Raw genomic sequence first — 18,294 nt, forward strand, 5'->3', positions numbered from 1 at the left:
CTTCGTTTCCCGCCGGTCGATGCCGGCATCAGCGGTAGGCGTGCAGCGTACCGTCTTCGGTCAGGAGATAGATAGCGCCGTCCGCGACGATCGGTGGCTGCCGGATCGGCGCACCGACATCCAGCCTGCCGAGGATTTCGCCGGTGTAAGGCGACACCGATACCAGCATCCCGTCCGAACTGCCGACCAGGAGGCGGTCGCGGACCAGGACCGGACCGTACCACTCGATCACCGCATCCCCGGACGTATCCCCCTCGCGCTCGCGCGGCAGCGGGCTGACCCAGCGGATCTGGCCGGTGCTGCGCAGCATCGCGACGACCTCGCCCCGGTCGCTGAGCAGATAGACGATCTCGCCGGCCGGCCAGGCGCTCTGCTGGGTCGCGACGTTCAGCTCGTAGAGCCGAGCACCGGTCAGAAGGTCGAAGGCGGCGATCTCGCCGCCGGTGCCGCCGATGAACACCCGGTCCCGATCGATCACCGGCAAGCCGTCGATGTCGCTGATCGCGGCGATCGCCAGGGTGCGGCGGGGTCGCAGCACGGTCTCGGACCAGATCGGGATGCCGGTCTGCAGGGAGAGCGCGTTCACCTCGCCCGACGAGTAGGGGACGATCACGATCCCCTGCGCCGCGGCCGGCGTGGAACCGCCCAGGATGGCCGCGATCTCACCGGGGGCGGTGTGCTGCCAGACCGGTTCGCCAGTGGCAGCGTCCAGGGCGTAGGACTGGTTGTCGGCGCTGATGATCAGCACCAGCCCATCGGCCACCGCGGGCGCGCCGCGCAAGGGCGAGCGCAGGTCCCGGCGCCAGATCTCGTCGCCCGATGCGGCATCCAGGGCCAGCACGATGCCCTTGGTAGTCGCCAGGAACAGCCGGCCGCTGTCGAAGCCGATCCCGCCGCCATTCAGGCGGTCGGCATCCGGCAGTTCCTCCGGCGTCGTCGTCCAGAGCTTCCTGCCGGTGGCGGCGTCGATGGCCGAAACCTCCACGCTTCCGTCGACGGCATAGATCGTCCCGTTGGCGATCACCGGCGGGTTCAGGAACGCGCCTTCCTCAGCACCCTGTCCGATTGACGCTTCCCAGGCGGGAGCCAGGGCCTCGCCGGCGTCGAGATGATAGACGGCGTGGGCCGGGTTGCCGCCGGCCTGCGGCCAGTCGGTGTTGCGGACCGGCGCCGGCAGCGCGATCTGGTACTCCGCGAGGCTGGGATCGGCCTTCACGCCCTCGTCCAGCAGCAGGACCGGCTTGCGGTCCCCGGGCAGCCTGGGCTTCTCGTCCTCGTCGAACCAGCCGCAGCCGGATACCAGGCCGCTCAACAGAAGGCCGAAGGCCAGGAGAGTGCGTCGCGCCATGGGCCGGCGCTGGGCGGAGACGGAGTCGGCAAAGCTCACGCAGCAGCCTCCAACGCAGCCCGGTACTCGCTCAGGCGCATGCGGGCGCCGGCTGGAAGGCTGGGATCCTTGATCGCGTCGTCCAGCGTCGCCTTGGCGTCCTCGATGTTGCCGCCCCGGACCTGCGCCAGCGCCAGGAGTTCGCGCGCCTGGTGGCGGAACGGCCGGTCGGCCCCGGCGAGGGGCTGCAACTCGGCGATCAACGCCGCGGGATCACCGCTGTCGAGGCGCCGGCCGATCACGCCGATCAGCGCCGCTTCTTTGAGGATCGCGTCGTCGACGCTCCCGCTGGCGACCTGCTCCAGCGACTGGGTGGCCTCATCGGCCTCGTTCTCGCGCAGGGCCGCCTGAGCCGCCTGAAAGCGCGCGATCGCAGCCACGCCGTCGGAGCTGTCGGCGGCCAGCGCCTGGAAATCGGCCTGGGCCGCGGCTGCCTCGCCATCGTCCAGCTTGCTCAGTGCCGCGAACAGTCTGGATGATTCGTCCGCGCGGACGCTCGCCTGCCAGTTCTGCCAGCCGATATAGGCCGCGGTGCCGGCAATCACCAGGAACACCAGGCCGGCCACATAACCGCCATAGCGCTTCGCGAGCGCGATCGCACGGTCACGCTGCAGGTCTTCTTGAACCTCGCGGATCAATGCGTCGGACAAGGCGGTCGCTCTCCTGGAACGGGGCAGCGCGTGCGCGTTCCCCAGGTGGCCGGATCGAACCGGATTGCCGGTTGGTACGGATCGCCCCATCGTTTGGCAAGCGCCGAGCATTCCTCTAAAACCGGTGCACCTACATCTCGAAGGAGGTCGACCGATGCCGCGGATCTATGTGGCGATCGACCTGCCGGAGGACATCGCCGACCAGGTGGATCGCCTGTGCGTCGGCCTGCCGGATGTCCGCTGGACTGATGCCGACGACCTCCACATCACTTTGCGCTTCATCGGCGAGGTTGATGAGCCGACCTACGAGGAGATCGGCGAAGCCCTTGCCCATGTGACGGCGCCTCCGTTCGAACTCCAGCTCCGCGACATCGGGCACTTCCCGCCGCGCGGCGATCCGACGACCCTGTGGATCGGCGTCGCGCCCTCCGAGGGGCTGAACTCCCTCAAGCGCCGTGTCGACCGGCAGCTCGCCAGCCTGGGCGTCGCTGCGGAGCAGCGGAAATTCCAGCCGCATCTGACCATCGCCCGGATCCGCGGCGGGCTTCCGGAGAATCGTCTGGGTTCTTTTTTGAAACGGCTCAGCCTTTACCGGTCCGAGCCGTTCGTGGTCACGGGCTTCACGCTGTATTCCTCGCTCCTGCGGACCGATGGGGCGATCCACACCCCCGAAGCCACCTACGACTTCGTGCAGGGGATCGCCGAGCGGGTGTGATGGAGGTTCAGGTCTCCAGGGCAGCCGCATAGAGGGCGGGGTCGAACCCGACCAGCCGCCGCTCGCCCAGGTCCAGCACGGGCCGCCGGATCATCGAGGGCTGGTCCAGCATCAGGGCCAGCGCCCGGTCGGCGTCCAGGTTCTGCCGGGCTGCTTCGGGCAGGCTGCGAAAGGTCGTGCCCCTACGGTTCAGCACAGCCTCCCATCCGAGCTCGTCGAGCCAGCCCTGGAGCCTGGACCGGTCGATGCCGTCCTTCTTGTAGTCGTGGAAGGCGTGCTCCACCCCGATGTTGTCCAGCCAGGCCCTGGCTTTCCTGACCGTGTCGCACGTTTTGATCCCGTAGAGCGTTACCGCCAAGACCTTCACCTTCTACTGCAGCAGCGACGTTGCCCAACGACCCGGGGGGCGGCGTCATCGAATCGAATCGCCTCCCTACACGGGAACGGGCTCGGAGAACACGGCTTCAAGCAGGGGACCGCCAGGGGTGCGGAAGAACAGGCGGCGCTCGCCGATATCCGCCAGATCCATGGTCGAGTAGCGGATCCCCAGCCTGTCGAGCCGTCCACGGAAGGCGCCATATCCTTCCAGCCGGATGCCGACATGGTCGATTGCCTCGGCACCCTGGTCGAACCCGCTGCCGCCCGACCCGATGATATGGATCAGGGGCCGATCGCCGGCATAGAGCCAGCATCCCGGGATCCGACGGATCATTTCCGGCCGTTCTCCCGATTCGAGGCCGAACACCTCCTCGAAGAAGCGGCGCGTCCTCTCGATGTCGCGGGTCCGGATCGTCACATGATCGAGTTGCACCGGAATGCTCCTCCGCCCACGCAGGATGCAGCGCCCCGAGCATCTTGCCCGGGGTCGGAAGAAGACCTTTCAACCGGTCCTCCGCCCGCTCTTGGACGATCCTGCTCTGTCCCACGGGCCACCCCTGCGAGCGCGACGGTCACGGGCGGCAGATGGAACCGCCGCCCGGGCCGGGTCTTTCTCGGCCTTCGCCGCTTACTCCCACTCGATCGTGCCCGGGGGCTTCGAGGTATAGTCGTAGACCACCCGGTTGATGCCCTTCACGTCGTTCACGATCCGGTTCGCGACCCGCGCCAGGAACGAGGGCTCGAACAGGAACACGTCGGCGGTCATGCCGTCCTCGGAGGTCACTGCCCGCAACGCACAAACCCGCTCATAGGTGCGCGCATCGCCCATCACGCCCACCGTCTTGACCGGCAGCAGGACCGCAAAGGCCTGCCAGATCCGGTCGTAGAGGCCGGCCATCCGGATCTCCTCCAGATAGATCCGGTCGGCCTGCTGCAGGGTCTCCACTGCTTCGGGCGTGATCTCGCCCGGGATGCGCACGGCCAGGCCGGGGCCGGGGAAGGGGTGCCGGCCGACAAAGATCTCGGGCAGGCCGAGCTCGCGGCCGAGCACGCGCACCTCGTCCTTGAACAGCTCGCGCAGGGGCTCGACCAGCTTCATGCGCATCCGTTCCGGCAGCCCGCCGACATTGTGGTGCGACTTGATGGTGACCGAGGGCCCCCGGAACGAGACGCTCTCGATCACGTCGGGATAGAGGGTGCCCTGGGCCAGGAAGTCGGCCCCGCCCAGCTTCTTCGCCTCGCGGTCGAACACGTCGATGAAGGTGGCGCCGATGATCTTGCGCTTGCGCTCGGGATCGCTGACGTCCTTCAGCTTGCCGAGGAACTCCTCGCCGGCATCGACCGCGACCAACGGGATGTTGAAATGGCCGCGGAACAGGTCGACGACCTCCTTGGCCTCGCCGTGGCGAAGCAGGCCGGTGTCGACGAACACGCAGGTGAGCTGGTCGCCGATGGCTTCGTGCAGGAGCAGGGCGGCAACCGCGCTGTCGACTCCGCCGGACAGGCCGCACAGGACCCGAGCATCGCCGACCTGCTTGCGGATCTGCTCGATCGCCTGCTGCTTGTAGGCGCTCATCGACCAGTCGCCGGCCAAGCCGGCGATCCGATAGACGAAGTTCTCCAGGAGCTTGGCGCCAAACGGCGTGTGCACCACCTCCGGATGGAACTGCACGCCGTAGAAGCGGCGCTCCTCGTCGGCGACCGCGGCGAAGGGCGAGCCGTCCGAGATCGCCAGGGCCTGGAAGCCCTCAGGCAGGGCAGTGACCTTGTCGCCGTGGCTCATCCACACCTGGGCACTTTCCCCAGGCTCCAGGATCGCGTCGAACAGGGGCGACGCCTTCTCCAGCCGGATCGAGGCGCGGCCGAACTCCCGGGCGGCCGATGGCTCGACCCGGCCGCCCAGCTGGGCGGCCATGGTCTGTTCGCCATAGCAGATCCCCAGGACCGGCACGCCCAGGTCGAACACGGCATCGGGTGCCCGCGGGCTTGCCGCCTCATGGGTGGAGGCGGGTCCGCCCGAGAGAATCACCGCTCCGGCGCCGAACCCGCGGACCACGTCGTCCGAGACGGTGCAGGGAAGGATCTCGCAGTAGACCCGGGCCTCGCGCACGCGGCGCGCGATCAGCTGGGTCACCTGGGAGCCGAAATCGAGGATCAGTACGCGGTCGGTCATCGTCTTGCCCGGAAAAGCTGGCGGAGTGTCTAGCGCGGATCGCGGCCAAGGGGCAGCCTCGGGCTTGCCGGGCCGCCGCGCCCACGGCCGGGTTGAGCCGGAGGGCGAACACTGCTAAGGAGCCCCACCTTCGCGGCCAGCCGGCAGCGGGACTCCGTGTGCACGCCCGTGACGGGTCGAACCTCGCGGACGTGGTGGAATTGGTAGACACGCAGGATTTAGGTTCCTGTGGGGAAACTCGTGAGGGTTCGAGTCCCTCCGTCCGCACCAAGCTGGCCCGGTCGCGAATCCATGGAAGCCGGTGACCGAAACTGGTCGCCGGCATTGGTCGTTTCGAGGGCGCTCATGCAGGTCACGCAGGTTTCGGCCGACGGTCTGAAACATCATCTGAAGGTGGTGGTCCCAGCCGCCGACATCGAAACTCAGGTCAGCCAGCGGCTCGAGGGCCTGGCCAAGACCGCACGTCTGCCGGGCTTCCGGCCCGGCAAGGCGCCCGTGTCCCTGCTGCGCAAGCAGTATGGCCGGTCGGTCACCGGCGAGATCCTGGAGCGGAGCATCGACGAGGGCTCGAAGAAGGCCATCGCCGACAACCAGCTCCGTCCGGCGCTGCAGCCCAAGGTCGAGGTTACCTCATTCGACGACGGCAAGGACCTGGAATTCGACATCCATGTCGAGAACCTGCCGACCCCGCCCGAGGTTGACCTCTCGACGATCGAGCTGACCAGGTACGAGGCGGACGTTGCGCCGGAGACGGTGCAGAAGGCGCTGGACGACATCGTCAAGGGCAACCGCCCCTATGCCGAGCCGGCGGAGCCGCGCCCGGCGAAGCAGGACGACCGCGTCACCATCGACTTCGCCGGCAAGATCGACGGCGTGGCCTTTGATGGCGGCACCGGCACCGACATGCCGGTGGTGATCGGCTCGGGCATGCTGGTTCCGGGCTTCGAGGACCAGCTGGTCGGCGCCTCGGTGGGCGACGAGAAGACCATCGAGGTCACGTTCCCTGACGATTACGGCGCCGAGAACCTGCGCGGCAAGGCAGCGACCTTCGACATCAAGGTCACCAAGATCGAGGAGCCGGGCGAGGTCACGGTCAACGACGAGTTCGCCAAGAAGCTCGGCCAGGAGAACGTCGAGAAGCTGCACGACGCGATCCGGCAGCGCTTCTCCGCGGAGTACGGCCGGGCGACCCGCCTGAAGCTGAAGCGGGCGCTCCTGGACGTCTTGGCCGAGCGGCACGACTTCGAGGTCCCGCCGGGCATGGTCGAGCTGGAGTTCGACGCGATCTGGCGCCAGCTCACCGCCGAGATGCAGCGCCTGGGCCAGAGCTTCGCCGACGAGGACAAGTCGGAGGACGAGGCCAAGGAAGAATACCGCAAGATCGCCGAGCGGCGCGTCCGCCTGGGCCTGCTACTCTCCGACATCGGCACCAAGAACGAGGTCAAGGTCGAGAACAAGGAACTGCAGCAGGCGATGATCGCCCAGGCGCAGCGCTTTCCCGGCCAAGCCCGCCAGGTCTTCGAGTTCTACCAGAAGAACCCGGGGACGCTGGAGCAGCTCCGCGCGCCGATCTTCGAGGACAAGGTGGTCGACCTGATCATCGAGAAGGCCAAGGTCGAGACCAAGAAGGTCACGCCCGAGGAGCTGATGAAGGAGGCCGAGGAGGACGAGGACGAGGCGATCAGCTCGGCCGGCGTCGCCGACGAGCAAGCCGCTTCCTGATCATTGGTTGAATGCCGGCTGTTGGTCGGCTACCGATGCGCGAGAGACGTCCGCGCGAGCGCGAGCTCGGGCGGACGTTTTCTTATGCGGAGCAGCGGACGGAGGGCGACGAGGTCACGTTGCGCGCTGGTCGATGCTTCAACTTCGCGGATGACACGCTACATAAGCGCCTGACGAACGGTCAGACCAACGCGTCAGCGGCGCGGATCACGAGGGACGGGACATGCAGGGGCCGATGGCGCAGCTGGTGCCGATGGTGGTCGAGCAGACCAGCCGCGGCGAGCGCGCTTACGACATCTATTCGCGGATGCTCAAGGAGCGGATCATCTTCCTCATGGGGCCGGTCGACGACGGCTTGGCCAGTGTCGTGACCGCGCAGCTCCTCTTCCTCGAGGCGGAGAACCCCGAGAAGGACATTGCCATCTACATCAACTCGCCGGGCGGCGTGGTGACGGCGGGATTGGCGATCTACGACACCATGCAGTACATCAAGCCGGACGTCTCGACGATCTGCATCGGTCAGGCGGCCAGCATGGGGTCGCTGCTGCTGTGCGCTGGCGCACCCGGCAAGAGGTTCGCCCTGCCGCACGCTCGGGTGATGACCCACCAGCCGTCCGGCGGCTTCCAGGGGCAGGCGACCGACATCGAGATTCATGCCCGCGAGATCATCAGCATCCGCCAGCGGCTGAACGAGATCTATGTCCGCCATACCGGCCGGACGCTGCCCGAGGTTGAATCGCGCATGGAGCGCGATACCTTCATGAGTGCCGTCCAGGCCAAGGAGTTCGGCCTGATCGACGAGGTCTACGAGAAGAGGGATGTGAAGGCCGCGTGACATTAGGGCCACGATACGATTCCCGATCGATGCGCGTTTTGTGGTTGTCAATCCACGAGGCTGCATGTTGTCTGCCTGCGACGAGCCAGACGCTCAGGCGTCTGGCTGGATCGACGGTTGAACCAGCATCCACCGGCGCGTACCATCCAACCATGACAGCTACCGAGTCGCCTGACCAATGAGCAAAGCTGGCGGGGAATCCAAGAACACCCTCTACTGCTCGTTCTGCGGCAAGAGCCAGCACGAGGTCCGCAAACTTATCGCCGGCCCGACCGTGTTCATCTGCGACGAGTGCGTCGAGCTGTGCATGGACATCATTCGGGAAGAGAACAAATCCGCGGTGGCCAAGAGCCGCGCGGGCGTTCCTACCCCGGCTGAGATCTGCTCGATCCTGGACGATTACGTAATCGGCCAGGCCCAGGCCAAGAAGGTCCTCTCGGTCGCCGTGCACAACCACTACAAGCGGTTGGCCCACGGCACCAAGGGCGGCGATGTCGAGCTTGCCAAGTCCAACATCCTGCTGATCGGTCCGACCGGCTGCGGCAAGACGTTGCTGGCGCAGACCCTGGCGCGGACGCTGGACGTGCCGTTCACCATGGCGGACGCCACCACGCTGACCGAGGCGGGGTATGTCGGCGAGGATGTAGAGAACATCATCCTCAAGCTGCTGCAGGCCGCCGACTATAATGTGGAGCGGGCGCAGCGCGGCATCGTTTACATCGACGAGGTCGACAAGATCAGCCGCAAGTCCGAGAACCCGTCGATCACCCGCGACGTGTCGGGCGAGGGCGTGCAGCAGGCCTTGCTCAAGATCATCGAGGGCACGGTTGCGAGCGTGCCGCCGCAGGGCGGGCGCAAGCACCCGCAGCAGGAATTCCTGCAGGTCGACACCACCAACATCCTGTTCATCTGCGGCGGTGCCTTCGCCGGGCTGGACAAGATCATCTCGTCCCGCGGCAAGCCCCGCTCCATGGGCTTCGGTGCCGAGGTGAGGGGTCCGGACGATCGCCAGACCGGTGATCTCCTGCTCGAGGCGGAGCCGGACGACCTGCTGAAGTTCGGGTTGATCCCGGAGTTCATCGGCCGCCTCCCGGTGATCGCCACGCTCCATGACCTGGACGAGGCGGCTCTGGTTCAGATCCTGAAGGAGCCGAAGAACGCGCTGGTCAAGCAGTACCAGAAGCTCTTCGACATGGAGGGGGTGAAGCTGTCCTTCCAGGACGACTCCCTGAAGGCGATCGCCAACCGTGCCATCCAGCGCAAGACGGGTGCCCGCGGCCTGCGCTCGATCATGGAGCAGATCCTGCTCGACACCATGTTCGACCTTCCGTCGATGAGCGGGGTGAGCGAGGTGGTGATCAATCGGGAGGTCGCGGACGGGCGTTCCAAGCCGCTGACAGTGCATACCGAACAGCGCCAGGATGCTGCCGCATCGTGATTTTCTCGTCGGGTTTGGATCGATTTTGACGTCACGGCCACGTTCGCGTGGCCGTTTGACGTTCTTGAAACCTCTCTCTGCTATAGCCAAGTCTCTGGTCGTGATCGCATGGGGCGACGCGTTCGCCCCCGAGACGAGGTACCATGAGCGAGCAAGCGCTAGGCAATCTTTATCCCGTCCTGCCGTTGCGCGACATCGTCGTCTTCCCGCACATGATCGTGCCGCTCTTCGTTGGGCGCGAAAAGTCGATCAAGGCGCTCGAAGAGGTGATGAAGGACGACAAGCAGATCCTGCTCGTCGCTCAGAAGAACGCCAGTCAGGACGACCCCGGCAAGAACGACATCTACCGGGTCGGCACCGTCAGCTCCGTGCTGCAGCTCCTCAAGCTGCCGGACGGGACCGTGAAGGTGCTGGTCGAGGGTGTCGCGCGCGCGGAGGTCACCGGTTTCGAGGACAACCCGAACTTCTTCATGGTTCGCGCCGATGCCATCGATGACGATGCGTCCGAACCGCGCGAGCTGGAAGCCGTCGCGCGCGCCGTCGTGGGACAGTTCGAGCAGTACGTGAAGCTGAACAAGAAGGTCCCGCCCGAGGTCATGGTCTCTCTGAGCCAGACCGAGGATCCGGCCAAGCTTGCCGACACGATCGCTGCGCATCTCGCGCTGAAGATTTCGGACAAGCAGGAGCTGCTGGAGACCCGGTCGCTCGCCGAGCGGCTGGAGAAGCTTTACGGGTTCATGGAGGGGGAGATCTCGGTTCTCCAGGTGGAGAAGCGGATCCGCTCGCGCGTGAAGCGTCAGATGGAGAAGACGCAGCGCGAGTACTACCTCAACGAGCAGATGAAGGCGATCCAGAAGGAGCTGGGCGAGCTGGAGGACGGCCGCGACGAGGCGTCCGAGCTCGAGGATCGCATCAAGAAGACCAAGCTCTCCAAGGAAGCCCGCGACAAGGCGCTCACCGAGCTGAAGAAGCTGCGGACCATGAGCCCGATGTCGGCCGAGGCGACCGTGGTGCGGAACTACCTGGACTGGATGCTGTCCATCCCGTGGAAGAAGCGCTCCAAGGTCAACAAGGACCTCCGGCGCGCCCAGGAGATCCTCGACGCCGATCACTACGGCCTGGAGAAGGTCAAGGACCGGATCGTCGAGTATCTCGCGGTCCAGCATCGGGTCGACAAGATCCGCGGCCCCATCCTGTGCCTGGTCGGCCCTCCCGGCGTCGGCAAGACCTCGCTTGGCAAGTCGCTGGCCAAGGCCACCGGCCGCAACTTCGTGCGCTTCTCGCTGGGCGGGGTGCGTGACGAGGCGGAGATCCGCGGCCACCGGCGCACCTATATCGGCTCGATGCCCGGCAAGCTCATCCAGAGCATGAAGAAGGCGAAGACCAGCAACCCGCTGTTCATGCTGGATGAGATCGACAAGATGGGCGCGGACTTCCGCGGCGATCCGTCGGCGGCGCTGCTCGAGGTCCTGGACCCGGAGCAGAACGTCAACTTCAACGACCACTATCTTGAGGTCGACTACGACCTGTCCGACGTGATGTTCGTGTGCACGGCCAACACGCTGCGGATGCCGCAGCCGCTGCTGGACCGCATGGAGATCATCCGGATCCCCGGCTACACCGAGGACGAGAAGCTCGAGATCGCGAAGCGCCACCTCATCACCAAGCAGGCCGAGCAGAACGGGCTGAAGCCGGGCGAGTGGCAGCTGGAGGACGACGCCGTCATCGCGCTGGTGCGCTACTACACCCGCGAGGCCGGCGTCCGCAGCCTTGAGCGCGAGATCGCGAACCTGGCGCGCAAGTCCGCCAAGGAGATCGTCCTGGAGGGCGTCGCCTCGGTGCGGATCTCGGCCGAGAACATCGAGAAGTACGCGGGTGTGCGCAAGTTCCGCTATGGCGAGGCGGAGCTGGAGGATCAGATCGGCGCCACCACCGGGCTCGCCTGGACCGAGGTGGGCGGCGAACTGCTGACGATCGAGGCGGTCACCGTGCCCGGCAAGGGCAAGATGACCATCACCGGCAAGCTCGGCGACGTCATGCAGGAATCGATCCAGGCGGCTCGCTCCTACGTGCGCCATCGTTCTCCCGCGCTGGGGATCCAGCCCGACCTGTTCGAGAAGATCGACATCCACATCCACGTCCCGGAAGGCGCCACCCCCAAGGATGGCCCGTCGGCCGGCATCGCGATGGTGACCTCGATCGTCTCGGTGCTGACCCGGATCCCGGTCCACGCCGCCGTGGCGATGACCGGCGAGGTGACCCTGCGCGGCCGGGTCCTGCCGATCGGCGGCCTGAAGGAGAAGCTTCTGGCAGCCCTGCGCGGCGGCCTGAAGACGGTGCTGATCCCCAAGGACAACGAGAAGGACCTGGCGGACATCCCGGAGAACGTGAAGAAGCAGCTGGAGATCGTTCCGGTGGCGACGGTGGACGAGGTGCTGGCAAGGGCGCTCGTCCGCCTGCCCGACCCGCTGCCGGACGTCCCGTCGCCGGAAGCGATCGCGGCCGTTGCCGAGAAGTCCGGCACCGGCGCCCGTCCGAACTGACGGTCGACACCGAAGGAAAGGGCAGGGGCCCGTGGAGCAATCCACGGGCCCCTGCTCGTTTCCGACACGGACAGCCTGCGGCCAGCCGTGCCTTACCAGGTGTCGGCCAGGGCCAGGCGCACGGGCGTGCGCGGTCCCTCGGGCTGCCGGCGCACCGTCTGGTAGAGGTCGACGGTGCCGGCCTCGCCACGCGGCAGGTCCGCCTGCACGGGAGTGTAGGGCACCTCGTCGCTGCCGGCGGCAGCGGTGACGCGCCAGTCGATCAGCTCGGCGAAGTCGAGTTGCTGCGGCAGGTTGATCCAATTGTCGCCGGGTGCGGCAGGCGGCGCCGCTACGGCCCGGCAGGCGACGCAGACCCGGCAGATCGGCGGTTCCTTGGCCGTGCGGGCGGTCTGATTGAGGTGGAAGACCTCCAGGGGCGCCAGCCTTGCGAAGCGGAGCAGGTAGTCGAGGTTGGCCAGGGACGGGAGCCAGAAATTGTCTCCCTCGTAGAAGCGTGCTCCGCCGTTGAAGTAGGCCGCGTTCTCCACCGAGATGGTGGCCCCGGTCTCGATGATCAGGATGCCGCCGTCCCGTACCATGCTCCGGGCGAGCAGGAGCCCGCCGAGCGGGTCGAACATGTGGTAGAGCACCCCGGAGAACACGACGACGTCCAAGGGGCTGCTGCCCACGTGGCGGTCCCGGAACGCGCGCAGCGACATGCCGGAATGGTACTCGAAGGCAACCCCGAGCCGGTCCTGCAGGAAGGCCATCTTCTGTCCGAAGTCGAGCCGGTCGTAGCTCACCACCCGCCCGGCCCCGCGCCTTGCCAGGAGCAGCGGCACGAGCCCGTCCATCGAGCCGATGTCGAGGCAGGACCGCCCCTCGACCGCCGTCGCCGCCAGCGCCTTGCGCGTCATCGCCGTCGGCGCATAGTTCATGCCGGCAGTCCAGGCTCCCGGCGCATGCTCGATCGAATAGTACCAGCGACGTTCCAGCAGCGGGACGTCGCCGGCGCGCGGGTCCTCCACGAGGTATTTCCGCGCGAGGTCATCCCGGTTCTCGGGATTGGGAGGAAGATCCGGCCTGCTGGGCAGCACGACCGGTCGGGGCTGCGCCAGCCCGGCCCGCACGAGTAGGCGTCGCAGCCGATTGATCATTCCGTCGCTCCAGGCGGGCATGTTCTCGACGCCGGTGCCGGGCGCCCGTGCTCCGCGGCTCCTGGCACCCCCGTCGTCGCGCGAACAGCCTGCCGGGCGGGGAAGGGTCCCTCGGTCAGCCCCGAGGGGGGCGAGAGATGGTGCGGGCGGAGGGTTTCGAACCCCCGACATCGACGGTGTAAGCGTCGCGCTCTACCACTGAGCTACACCCGCATGCCTGCACGCTCTAAGGGCGGCGGTGCCGAAGTTCAAGCCGCGGATCGCTGCGCGACGGCAGCGTGATGAAAACATGAGAAATCTGCCGTCTATGCGTTGACACCTTCGGCGCTGGGCCTTAATCACCCGGCCACGGCACGGGGATGTAGCTCAGTTGGTTAGAGTGCCGGCCTGTCACGCCGGAGGTCGCGGGTTCAAGTCCCGTCATCCTCGCCATCCCGTACCCCTTCCAAGCAACGCCCGCTCGAACCGCCGCACTGCAGAACAGTGCGTCAGGTCGGCGCGCGCTTGCGTGCTTGGCGGATCGACAAGCCGCTACTATGTTCCGCCCGCGCTGCGGTGCGAAGAGCCGTGGCGAAGGACGAGTGGAGCGCATGCAAGGCTATCTGGCGGAATACTTTCCGATCCTGATCTTCATCGCGATCGCCGTGGGTCTTTCCCTGGTGATGATTGCCGCCTCGATGCTCACCGCGCGCCAGCGGCCGGACAGCGAGAAGCTGTCCGCCTACGAGTGCGGGTTCGAGCCCTTCGAGGATGCGCGCGGCCGGTTCGACGTGCGCTTCTACCTGGTCGCCATCCTGTTCATCATCTTCGATCTCGAGGTCGCCTTCCTGTTCCCCTGGGCGATCACCCTGGGTGAGACTGGCGCCTTCGGCTTCTGGTCGATGATGGTGTTCCTGGCCGTCCTGACCATCGGCTTCGTGTACGAATGGAAGAAAGGGGCATTGGAATGGGACTGAACACGGTGACCAACGCGCCTGCGAGCACCGTGCCCGCCACGCACTCGGGGGCTGCTTCCGCCGACCTGTTCGCCCGGGTCGACACAGCGCTGAAGGACGAAGGCTTCATCGTCACCAAGCTCGGCGACCTGGTGAACTGGGCGCGCTCCGGCTCGATGTGGCCGATGACCTTCGGTCTCGCCTGCTGCGCCGTCGAGATGATGCATGCCGCTGCCGCGCGCTACGACCTGGACCGCTTCGGCATGGTGTTCCGGCCGAGCCCGCGCCAGTCCGACGTGATGATCGTCGCCGGCACGCTGTGCAATAAGATGGCCCCCGCCCTGCGCAAGGTCTACGATCAGATGGCGGAGCCGCGCTACGTCATCTCCATGGGCAGCTGCGCGAACGGCGGCGGCTATTATCATTATTCTTATTCGGTGGTCCGCGGCTGCGACCGGATCGTACCGGTAGATATCTACGTTCCGGGCTGCCCGCCCACGGCCGAGGCACTGCTCTATGGTCTCCTGCAACTGCAGCGCAAGATCCGGCGCCGCGGCACCATCGATCGCTGAGCGGTGGTGTCCGTGACCGAAGAAACCACCGCTCCCGCCCATCCCCTCGACCAGCTCAAGGGACATTGCGCCTCGCTGCTCGGCGACCGCCTCCAGGACGCCCGCATCTCCTATGATGAGCTGACGCTGGAGGTCAGCACCGGGCGGATCGTCGACACGCTGACGATCCTGCGCGACGAGCCCGGCTGCCTGTTCAAGGTGCTGGTCGATGTCACCGCCGTGGACCGGCCGGACCGCGAGAAGCGCTTCACGGTGGTCTACCACCTGCTCTCGATGAAGCATAACCAGCGGATCCGCGTGGTGCTGGAGACCGACGAGTTCACCCCGGTGCCCTCGGTCGTCTCGGTGTTCTCCACCGCGAACTGGTTCGAGCGGGAGGCCTGGGACATGTACGGGATCCTGTTCGCCGACCATCCCGACCTGCGCCGGATCCTGACCGACTACGGCTTCGACGGGCATCCGTTGCGCAAGGATTTCCCGCTGACGGGCTATGTGGAACTGCGCTACGACCCGGAGCAGCAACGCGTGGTCTACGAGCCGGTGACGCTGCGCCAGGACTTCCGCAACTTCGACTTCCTCAGTCCCTGGGAGGGCAGTGGCTCGCTCCCCGGCGACGAGAAAGCAACGCACTGACCTGTCGCCGAACGGAGTGACCTGGGCCGATGCCCGAGATCCAGATGCGCAACTTCACCATGAACTTCGGCCCGCAGCATCCTGCGGCCCATGGTGTGTTGCGGCTCGTCCTCGAGATGGACGGCGAGGTCGTCGAACGCGCCGACCCGCATATCGGCCTGCTGCACCGCGGCACCGAGAAGCTGATCGAGTACCGGCCCTACCTGCAGAACATCCCGTATTTCGACCGGCTCGATTACTGCGCGATGATGATGCAGGAGCACTCCTACGTGCTCGCGGTCGAGAAGCTGCTCGAGGTCGAGGTGCCGATCCGGGCACAGTACATCCGTGTGCTGTTCTCGGAACTCACCCGGATCATGAACCATTTGCTCAACGTCACCACGATGGCCCTCGACGTCGGGGCGATGACCCCGCTGCTGTGGGGCTTCGAGGAACGCGAGAAGCTGATGGGCTTCTACGAAGAGGTTTCGGGCGCCCGGATGCACGCGAACTACTTCCGCTTCGGCGGGGTCAATCGCGACATGCCGGCGGGCCTCGCCGAACGGATCGCCGAGTGGTGCGAGACGTTCGTCAAGGTCATCGACGACATGGACAACCTCCTCACCGAGAACCGGATCTTCAAGCAGCGCACCGTCGACATCGGCATCTTCACGGTCGAGCAGTGCCTGGACTACGGCTTCTCCGGGCCGATGATCCGCGCGGTCGGGCTGCCCTGGGACCTGCGCAAGGCGCAGCCCTACGAGGTCTACGACCGGATGGACTTCGACATCCCGGTCGGCAAGAACGGCGACTGCTACGACCGCTATCTCGTGCGCATGGCCGAGATCCGCGAGTCGCTGAAGATCATGAAGCAGTGCCTGCGCGAGATGCCGGAGGGTCCCGTCCGGTCGCCGGACACCAAGGTCACCCCGCCGCGCCGGGGCGAGATGAAGCGCTCGATGGAGGCGCTCATCCATCACTTCAAGCTCTACACCGAGGGCGTGCACGTGCCGAGCGGCGAGGTCTACGCCGCGGTCGAGAGCGCCAAGGGCGAGTTCGGGGTCTACCTGGTCGGCGACGGCACCAACCGTCCCTACAAGTGCAAGATCCGCTCGCCGGGCTACGTGCATCTCCAGGCCCTGGACGCCATGAGCAAGGGCCACATGCTGGCCGACGTGGTGGCGATCATCGCGTCGATGGACATCGTGTTCGGGGAGATCGACCGATGAGCGGCCCGTCGCTCGTGACCCGGCCCTACGGCGCCATGGCGCCGGAGATCGACAGCTTCGCCTTCTCCGAGGCGAACCAGGCGGTCGTGAAGGACATCCTGGCCAAGTATCCGGAGGCCCGCCGCCAGAGCGCCACCCTGCCGCTGCTGATGCTGGCGCAGGAGCAGCATGGCGGATGGCTGCCCAAGGCGGCGATGGACCACGTGGCCGACCTGCTGGGCGTCGCCCGGATCCGGATCTACGAAGTCGCCACCTTCTACGACATGTACAACACCACCCCGGTCGGGCCGGTGCAGGTACGTGTCTGCACGACCACGCCGTGCTGGCTGTGCGGCTCGGACGACATCGTCCGCGCGGCGAAGGACGAGCTGCAGTGCGACATCGGCGAGAGTTCGCCGGACGGCCGCTTCTTCCTGCGCGAGTTCGAGTGCCTGGGCGCCTGCGCGAACGCGCCGGTGCTCTGGGTCGACGAGGACTTCTACGAGGACCTCGACTACGACAAGACCCGCGCGCTCCTGGCCGCGATGAAGCGCGGCGAGGCGCCCACGCCCGGGCCGCAGAACGGTCGGCAGGCGTCCATGCCGATCGGCGGCAAGACGACCCTGTTCGAGACGGCCAAGCCCGCTCCGGCGGAGGGACGCGCGGCGAGTGAAGAGGCAGGCAGCTGATGCTTCGTGACCAGGACCGCATCTTCACCAATCTCTATGGCGAGCACTCGCCGTGGATCGACGGTGCCCGGGCGCGAGGCGACTGGAGCAACACCAAGGACCTGATCCTGCTCGGCCGCGAGGCCATCGTCGACCAGCTCAAGAAGTCCGGGCTGCGCGGCCGCGGCGGCGCCGGTTTCCCGACCGGCATGAAATGGTCGTTCATGCCCAAGCAGTCGGACGGGCCGGTCTACCTGGTCGTCAACGCCGACGAATCGGAGCCCGGTACCTGCAAGGATCGCGAGATCCTGCGCCACGACCCGCACAAGCTGGTCGAGGGTTGCGTGGTCGCCGCCGCCGGCATGGGCTGCACGGCCGGCTACATCTTCGTGCGCGGCGAATTCGTGCGTGAGGCGCAGGCGCTGGAGCGGGCGGTCGCCGAGGCCTACGAGGCCGGCTATCTGGGCAAGGATTGCTGCGGGTCGGGCATGTCGTTCGACCTCTATGTCCACCGCGGGGCGGGCGCCTATATCTGCGGCGAGGAGACCGGCCTGCTGGAGGCGCTGGAAGGCCGGAAGGGCCAGCCGCGCCTGAAGCCGCCGTTCCCGGCCATGGTTGGCCTGTATGGCCGGCCGACCACGATCAACAATGTCGAGACGATCGCGGTCACGCCGACCATCCTGCGGCGCGGCGGGGAGTGGTTCGCGTCGCTCGGCCGGCCGAACAACACCGGCACCAAGATCTTCTGCATCTCCGGCCACGTGAACCGTCCCTGCACGGTCGAGGAGGAGATGGGCATCCCGCTGAAGGACCTGCTGGAGAAGCATGCCGGCGGCGTCCGCGGCGGCTGGAACAACCTGCTGGCGGTGATCCCGGGCGGGTCCTCGGTCCCGCTGCTGCCCAAGGACACCTGCGATTCGATCCTGATGGACTTCGATTCGCTCCGCGCGGTCACCTCCGGCCTGGGTACCGCCGGCGTGATCGTGATGGACAAGTCGACCGATGTGGTGAAAGCCATCGCGCGGCTTTCGAAGTTCTACATGCATGAATCTTGCGGGCAGTGCACGCCGTGCCGGGAAGGTACGGGCTGGCTGTGGCGGATGATGGAGCGGATGGTGAAGGGCGAGTGCCGCCTGGAGGACATCGACCTGCTCCAGGACGTGACCAAGGAAATCGAGGGCCACACCATCTGCGCCCTGGGCGATGCCGCGGCGTGGCCGGTGCAGGGGCTGATCCGGCATTTCCGGCCGGAACTGGAACGACGCATCCGCGAGCAGGGCGAAGCCCGCCGACTCGCGGCTTGAAGACGGGGATCGGAA

General features: G+C 66.6%; 17 protein-coding genes and 3 tRNA genes. 13 read left to right on the forward strand and 7 right to left on the reverse strand.

Annotated features, from left to right (window positions below):
* Window positions 1–28 precede the first annotated feature (28 nt).
* Together GEMRO_RS0119240 and GEMRO_RS0119245 are read right to left on the reverse strand one after the other, a co-directional pair.
* Window positions 29–1,387 (reverse strand): outer membrane protein assembly factor BamB family protein, encoded by a 1,359-nt coding sequence (locus tag GEMRO_RS0119240; RefSeq protein ID WP_051329247.1) that lies wholly within the window; start codon window positions 1,385–1,387, stop codon window positions 29–31.
* Window positions 1,384–2,037 carry a tetratricopeptide repeat protein gene (locus GEMRO_RS0119245; RefSeq protein ID WP_169728416.1) on the reverse strand — a complete coding sequence of 218 codons (654 nt, stop codon included), beginning with the start codon at window positions 2,035–2,037 and terminating at the stop codon, window positions 1,384–1,386. The genes GEMRO_RS0119240 and GEMRO_RS0119245 overlap by 4 nt, the downstream gene beginning before the upstream one ends.
* 169 nt (window positions 2,038–2,206) lie before the next feature.
* Here GEMRO_RS0119245 and thpR point away from each other — a divergent pair, with 169 nt between their 5' ends.
* Window positions 2,207–2,752, forward strand: coding sequence for an RNA 2',3'-cyclic phosphodiesterase (gene thpR, locus GEMRO_RS0119250; protein WP_205625025.1), 546 nt, complete (start codon window positions 2,207–2,209; stop codon window positions 2,750–2,752).
* A gap of 7 nt (window positions 2,753–2,759) precedes the next feature.
* Here thpR and GEMRO_RS0119255 read toward each other — a convergent pair whose 3' ends face one another.
* From GEMRO_RS0119255 to guaA, 3 genes are all read right to left on the reverse strand, one after another.
* The gene (locus GEMRO_RS0119255; protein ID WP_027135314.1) at window positions 2,760–3,110 is read right to left on the reverse strand and encodes an ArsC family reductase; all 351 of its coding nucleotides are present in this window, start codon (window positions 3,108–3,110) and stop codon (window positions 2,760–2,762) included.
* A 75-nt stretch (window positions 3,111–3,185) separates the two neighbouring features.
* Window positions 3,186–3,563, reverse strand: a complete 378-nt coding sequence (locus tag GEMRO_RS0119260) for a VOC family protein (RefSeq protein ID WP_027135315.1) — start codon at window positions 3,561–3,563, stop codon at window positions 3,186–3,188.
* 195 nt (window positions 3,564–3,758) lie between these two features.
* The gene (guaA, locus tag GEMRO_RS0119265) at window positions 3,759–5,303 is read right to left on the reverse strand and encodes a glutamine-hydrolyzing GMP synthase (protein WP_027135316.1); all 1,545 of its coding nucleotides are present in this window, start codon (window positions 5,301–5,303) and stop codon (window positions 3,759–3,761) included.
* Between the two features lie 185 nt (window positions 5,304–5,488).
* On the opposite strand from guaA, the gene GEMRO_RS0119270 reads away from it, so the two are divergent.
* The 5 genes from GEMRO_RS0119270 to lon all read left to right on the forward strand — a co-directional run bounded on the left by GEMRO_RS0119270 (window position 5,489) and on the right by lon (window position 11,841).
* A tRNA-Leu gene (locus GEMRO_RS0119270) sits at window positions 5,489–5,573 on the forward strand.
* 75 nt (window positions 5,574–5,648) lie between these two features.
* A complete protein-coding gene (gene tig, locus GEMRO_RS30615; protein WP_035485627.1) occupies window positions 5,649–7,025 on the forward strand; it encodes a trigger factor in 1,377 nt (458 codons plus the stop codon).
* Window positions 7,026–7,248: 223 nt separating this feature from the next.
* On the forward strand, window positions 7,249–7,860 hold the full coding sequence (gene clpP, locus GEMRO_RS0119280; protein WP_027135317.1) for an ATP-dependent Clp endopeptidase proteolytic subunit ClpP: 612 nt from the start codon (window positions 7,249–7,251) through the stop codon (window positions 7,858–7,860).
* A 178-nt stretch (window positions 7,861–8,038) separates the two neighbouring features.
* Window positions 8,039–9,298: an ATP-dependent Clp protease ATP-binding subunit ClpX gene (gene clpX / locus GEMRO_RS0119285; RefSeq protein ID WP_027135318.1), complete on the forward strand. Its 1,260-nt coding sequence runs from the start codon at window positions 8,039–8,041 to the stop codon at window positions 9,296–9,298.
* A gap of 143 nt (window positions 9,299–9,441) precedes the next feature.
* Entirely contained in the window at window positions 9,442–11,841 is a 2,400-nt protein-coding gene (lon, locus tag GEMRO_RS30620; protein WP_035485630.1) for an endopeptidase La, read from the forward strand.
* Window positions 11,842–11,933: 92 nt separating this feature from the next.
* Here the strand turns inward: lon and GEMRO_RS0119295 are convergent, their stop codons facing one another.
* Both GEMRO_RS0119295 and GEMRO_RS0119300 read right to left on the reverse strand, forming a co-directional pair.
* On the reverse strand, window positions 11,934–12,980 hold the full coding sequence (locus GEMRO_RS0119295; RefSeq protein ID WP_027135319.1) for a class I SAM-dependent methyltransferase: 1,047 nt from the start codon (window positions 12,978–12,980) through the stop codon (window positions 11,934–11,936).
* Between the two features lie 138 nt (window positions 12,981–13,118).
* Window positions 13,119–13,193: transfer RNA gene (locus GEMRO_RS0119300), tRNA-Val, on the reverse strand.
* Between the two features lie 142 nt (window positions 13,194–13,335).
* Between GEMRO_RS0119300 and GEMRO_RS0119305 the strand changes: the two genes are divergently transcribed.
* From GEMRO_RS0119305 to nuoF, 7 genes are all read left to right on the forward strand, one after another.
* Window positions 13,336–13,412, forward strand: a tRNA-Asp gene (locus GEMRO_RS0119305).
* A 158-nt stretch (window positions 13,413–13,570) separates the two neighbouring features.
* The gene (locus GEMRO_RS0119310) at window positions 13,571–13,936 is read left to right on the forward strand and encodes an NADH-quinone oxidoreductase subunit A (RefSeq protein WP_027135320.1); all 366 of its coding nucleotides are present in this window, start codon (window positions 13,571–13,573) and stop codon (window positions 13,934–13,936) included.
* A complete protein-coding gene (locus GEMRO_RS0119315; RefSeq protein WP_084507210.1) occupies window positions 13,927–14,487 on the forward strand; it encodes a NuoB/complex I 20 kDa subunit family protein in 561 nt (186 codons plus the stop codon). The genes GEMRO_RS0119310 and GEMRO_RS0119315 overlap by 10 nt, the downstream gene beginning before the upstream one ends.
* Window positions 14,488–14,499: 12 nt before the next feature.
* Complete coding sequence (locus GEMRO_RS0119320) at window positions 14,500–15,120, forward strand: NADH-quinone oxidoreductase subunit C (RefSeq protein WP_027135322.1); 621 nt, start codon at window positions 14,500–14,502, stop codon at window positions 15,118–15,120.
* Between the two features lie 44 nt (window positions 15,121–15,164).
* Window positions 15,165–16,328: an NADH-quinone oxidoreductase subunit D gene (locus tag GEMRO_RS0119325; RefSeq protein ID WP_407645437.1), complete on the forward strand. Its 1,164-nt coding sequence runs from the start codon at window positions 15,165–15,167 to the stop codon at window positions 16,326–16,328.
* Window positions 16,325–16,996 (forward strand): NADH-quinone oxidoreductase subunit NuoE, encoded by a 672-nt coding sequence (nuoE, locus tag GEMRO_RS30625; RefSeq protein WP_051329249.1) that lies wholly within the window; start codon window positions 16,325–16,327, stop codon window positions 16,994–16,996. The genes GEMRO_RS0119325 and nuoE overlap by 4 nt, the downstream gene beginning before the upstream one ends.
* Window positions 16,996–18,279 carry an NADH-quinone oxidoreductase subunit NuoF gene (gene nuoF / locus GEMRO_RS0119335; RefSeq protein ID WP_027135324.1) on the forward strand — a complete coding sequence of 428 codons (1,284 nt, stop codon included), beginning with the start codon at window positions 16,996–16,998 and terminating at the stop codon, window positions 18,277–18,279. Before nuoE ends, nuoF begins: the two co-directional genes overlap by 1 nt.
* The last annotated feature ends 15 nt before the right edge of the window (window positions 18,280–18,294 follow it).

Source organism: Geminicoccus roseus DSM 18922, from assembly GCF_000427665.1.
In the GTDB taxonomy this organism is placed as follows: domain Bacteria; phylum Pseudomonadota; class Alphaproteobacteria; order Geminicoccales; family Geminicoccaceae; genus Geminicoccus; species Geminicoccus roseus.

Excerpts from the sequence above, each read along its gene's own strand:
- guaA (WP_027135316.1), bottom strand. The coding sequence starts at position 5,303 with ATGACCGACCGCGTACTGATCCTCGATTTCGGCTCCCAGGTGACCCAG.
- tig (WP_035485627.1), top strand. The coding sequence starts at position 5,649 with ATGCAGGTCACGCAGGTTTCGGCCGACGGTCTGAAACATCATCTGAAG.
- clpP (WP_027135317.1), top strand. The coding sequence starts at position 7,249 with ATGCAGGGGCCGATGGCGCAGCTGGTGCCGATGGTGGTCGAGCAGACC.
- clpX (WP_027135318.1), top strand. The coding sequence starts at position 8,039 with ATGAGCAAAGCTGGCGGGGAATCCAAGAACACCCTCTACTGCTCGTTC.
- lon (WP_035485630.1), top strand. The coding sequence starts at position 9,442 with ATGAGCGAGCAAGCGCTAGGCAATCTTTATCCCGTCCTGCCGTTGCGC.
- GEMRO_RS0119295 (WP_027135319.1), bottom strand. The coding sequence starts at position 12,980 with ATGATCAATCGGCTGCGACGCCTACTCGTGCGGGCCGGGCTGGCGCAG.
- GEMRO_RS0119310 (WP_027135320.1), top strand. The coding sequence starts at position 13,571 with ATGCAAGGCTATCTGGCGGAATACTTTCCGATCCTGATCTTCATCGCG.
- GEMRO_RS0119315 (WP_084507210.1), top strand. The coding sequence starts at position 13,927 with ATGGGACTGAACACGGTGACCAACGCGCCTGCGAGCACCGTGCCCGCC.
- GEMRO_RS0119325 (WP_407645437.1), top strand. The coding sequence starts at position 15,165 with ATGCGCAACTTCACCATGAACTTCGGCCCGCAGCATCCTGCGGCCCAT.
- nuoE (WP_051329249.1), top strand. The coding sequence starts at position 16,325 with ATGAGCGGCCCGTCGCTCGTGACCCGGCCCTACGGCGCCATGGCGCCG.
- nuoF (WP_027135324.1), top strand. The coding sequence starts at position 16,996 with ATGCTTCGTGACCAGGACCGCATCTTCACCAATCTCTATGGCGAGCAC.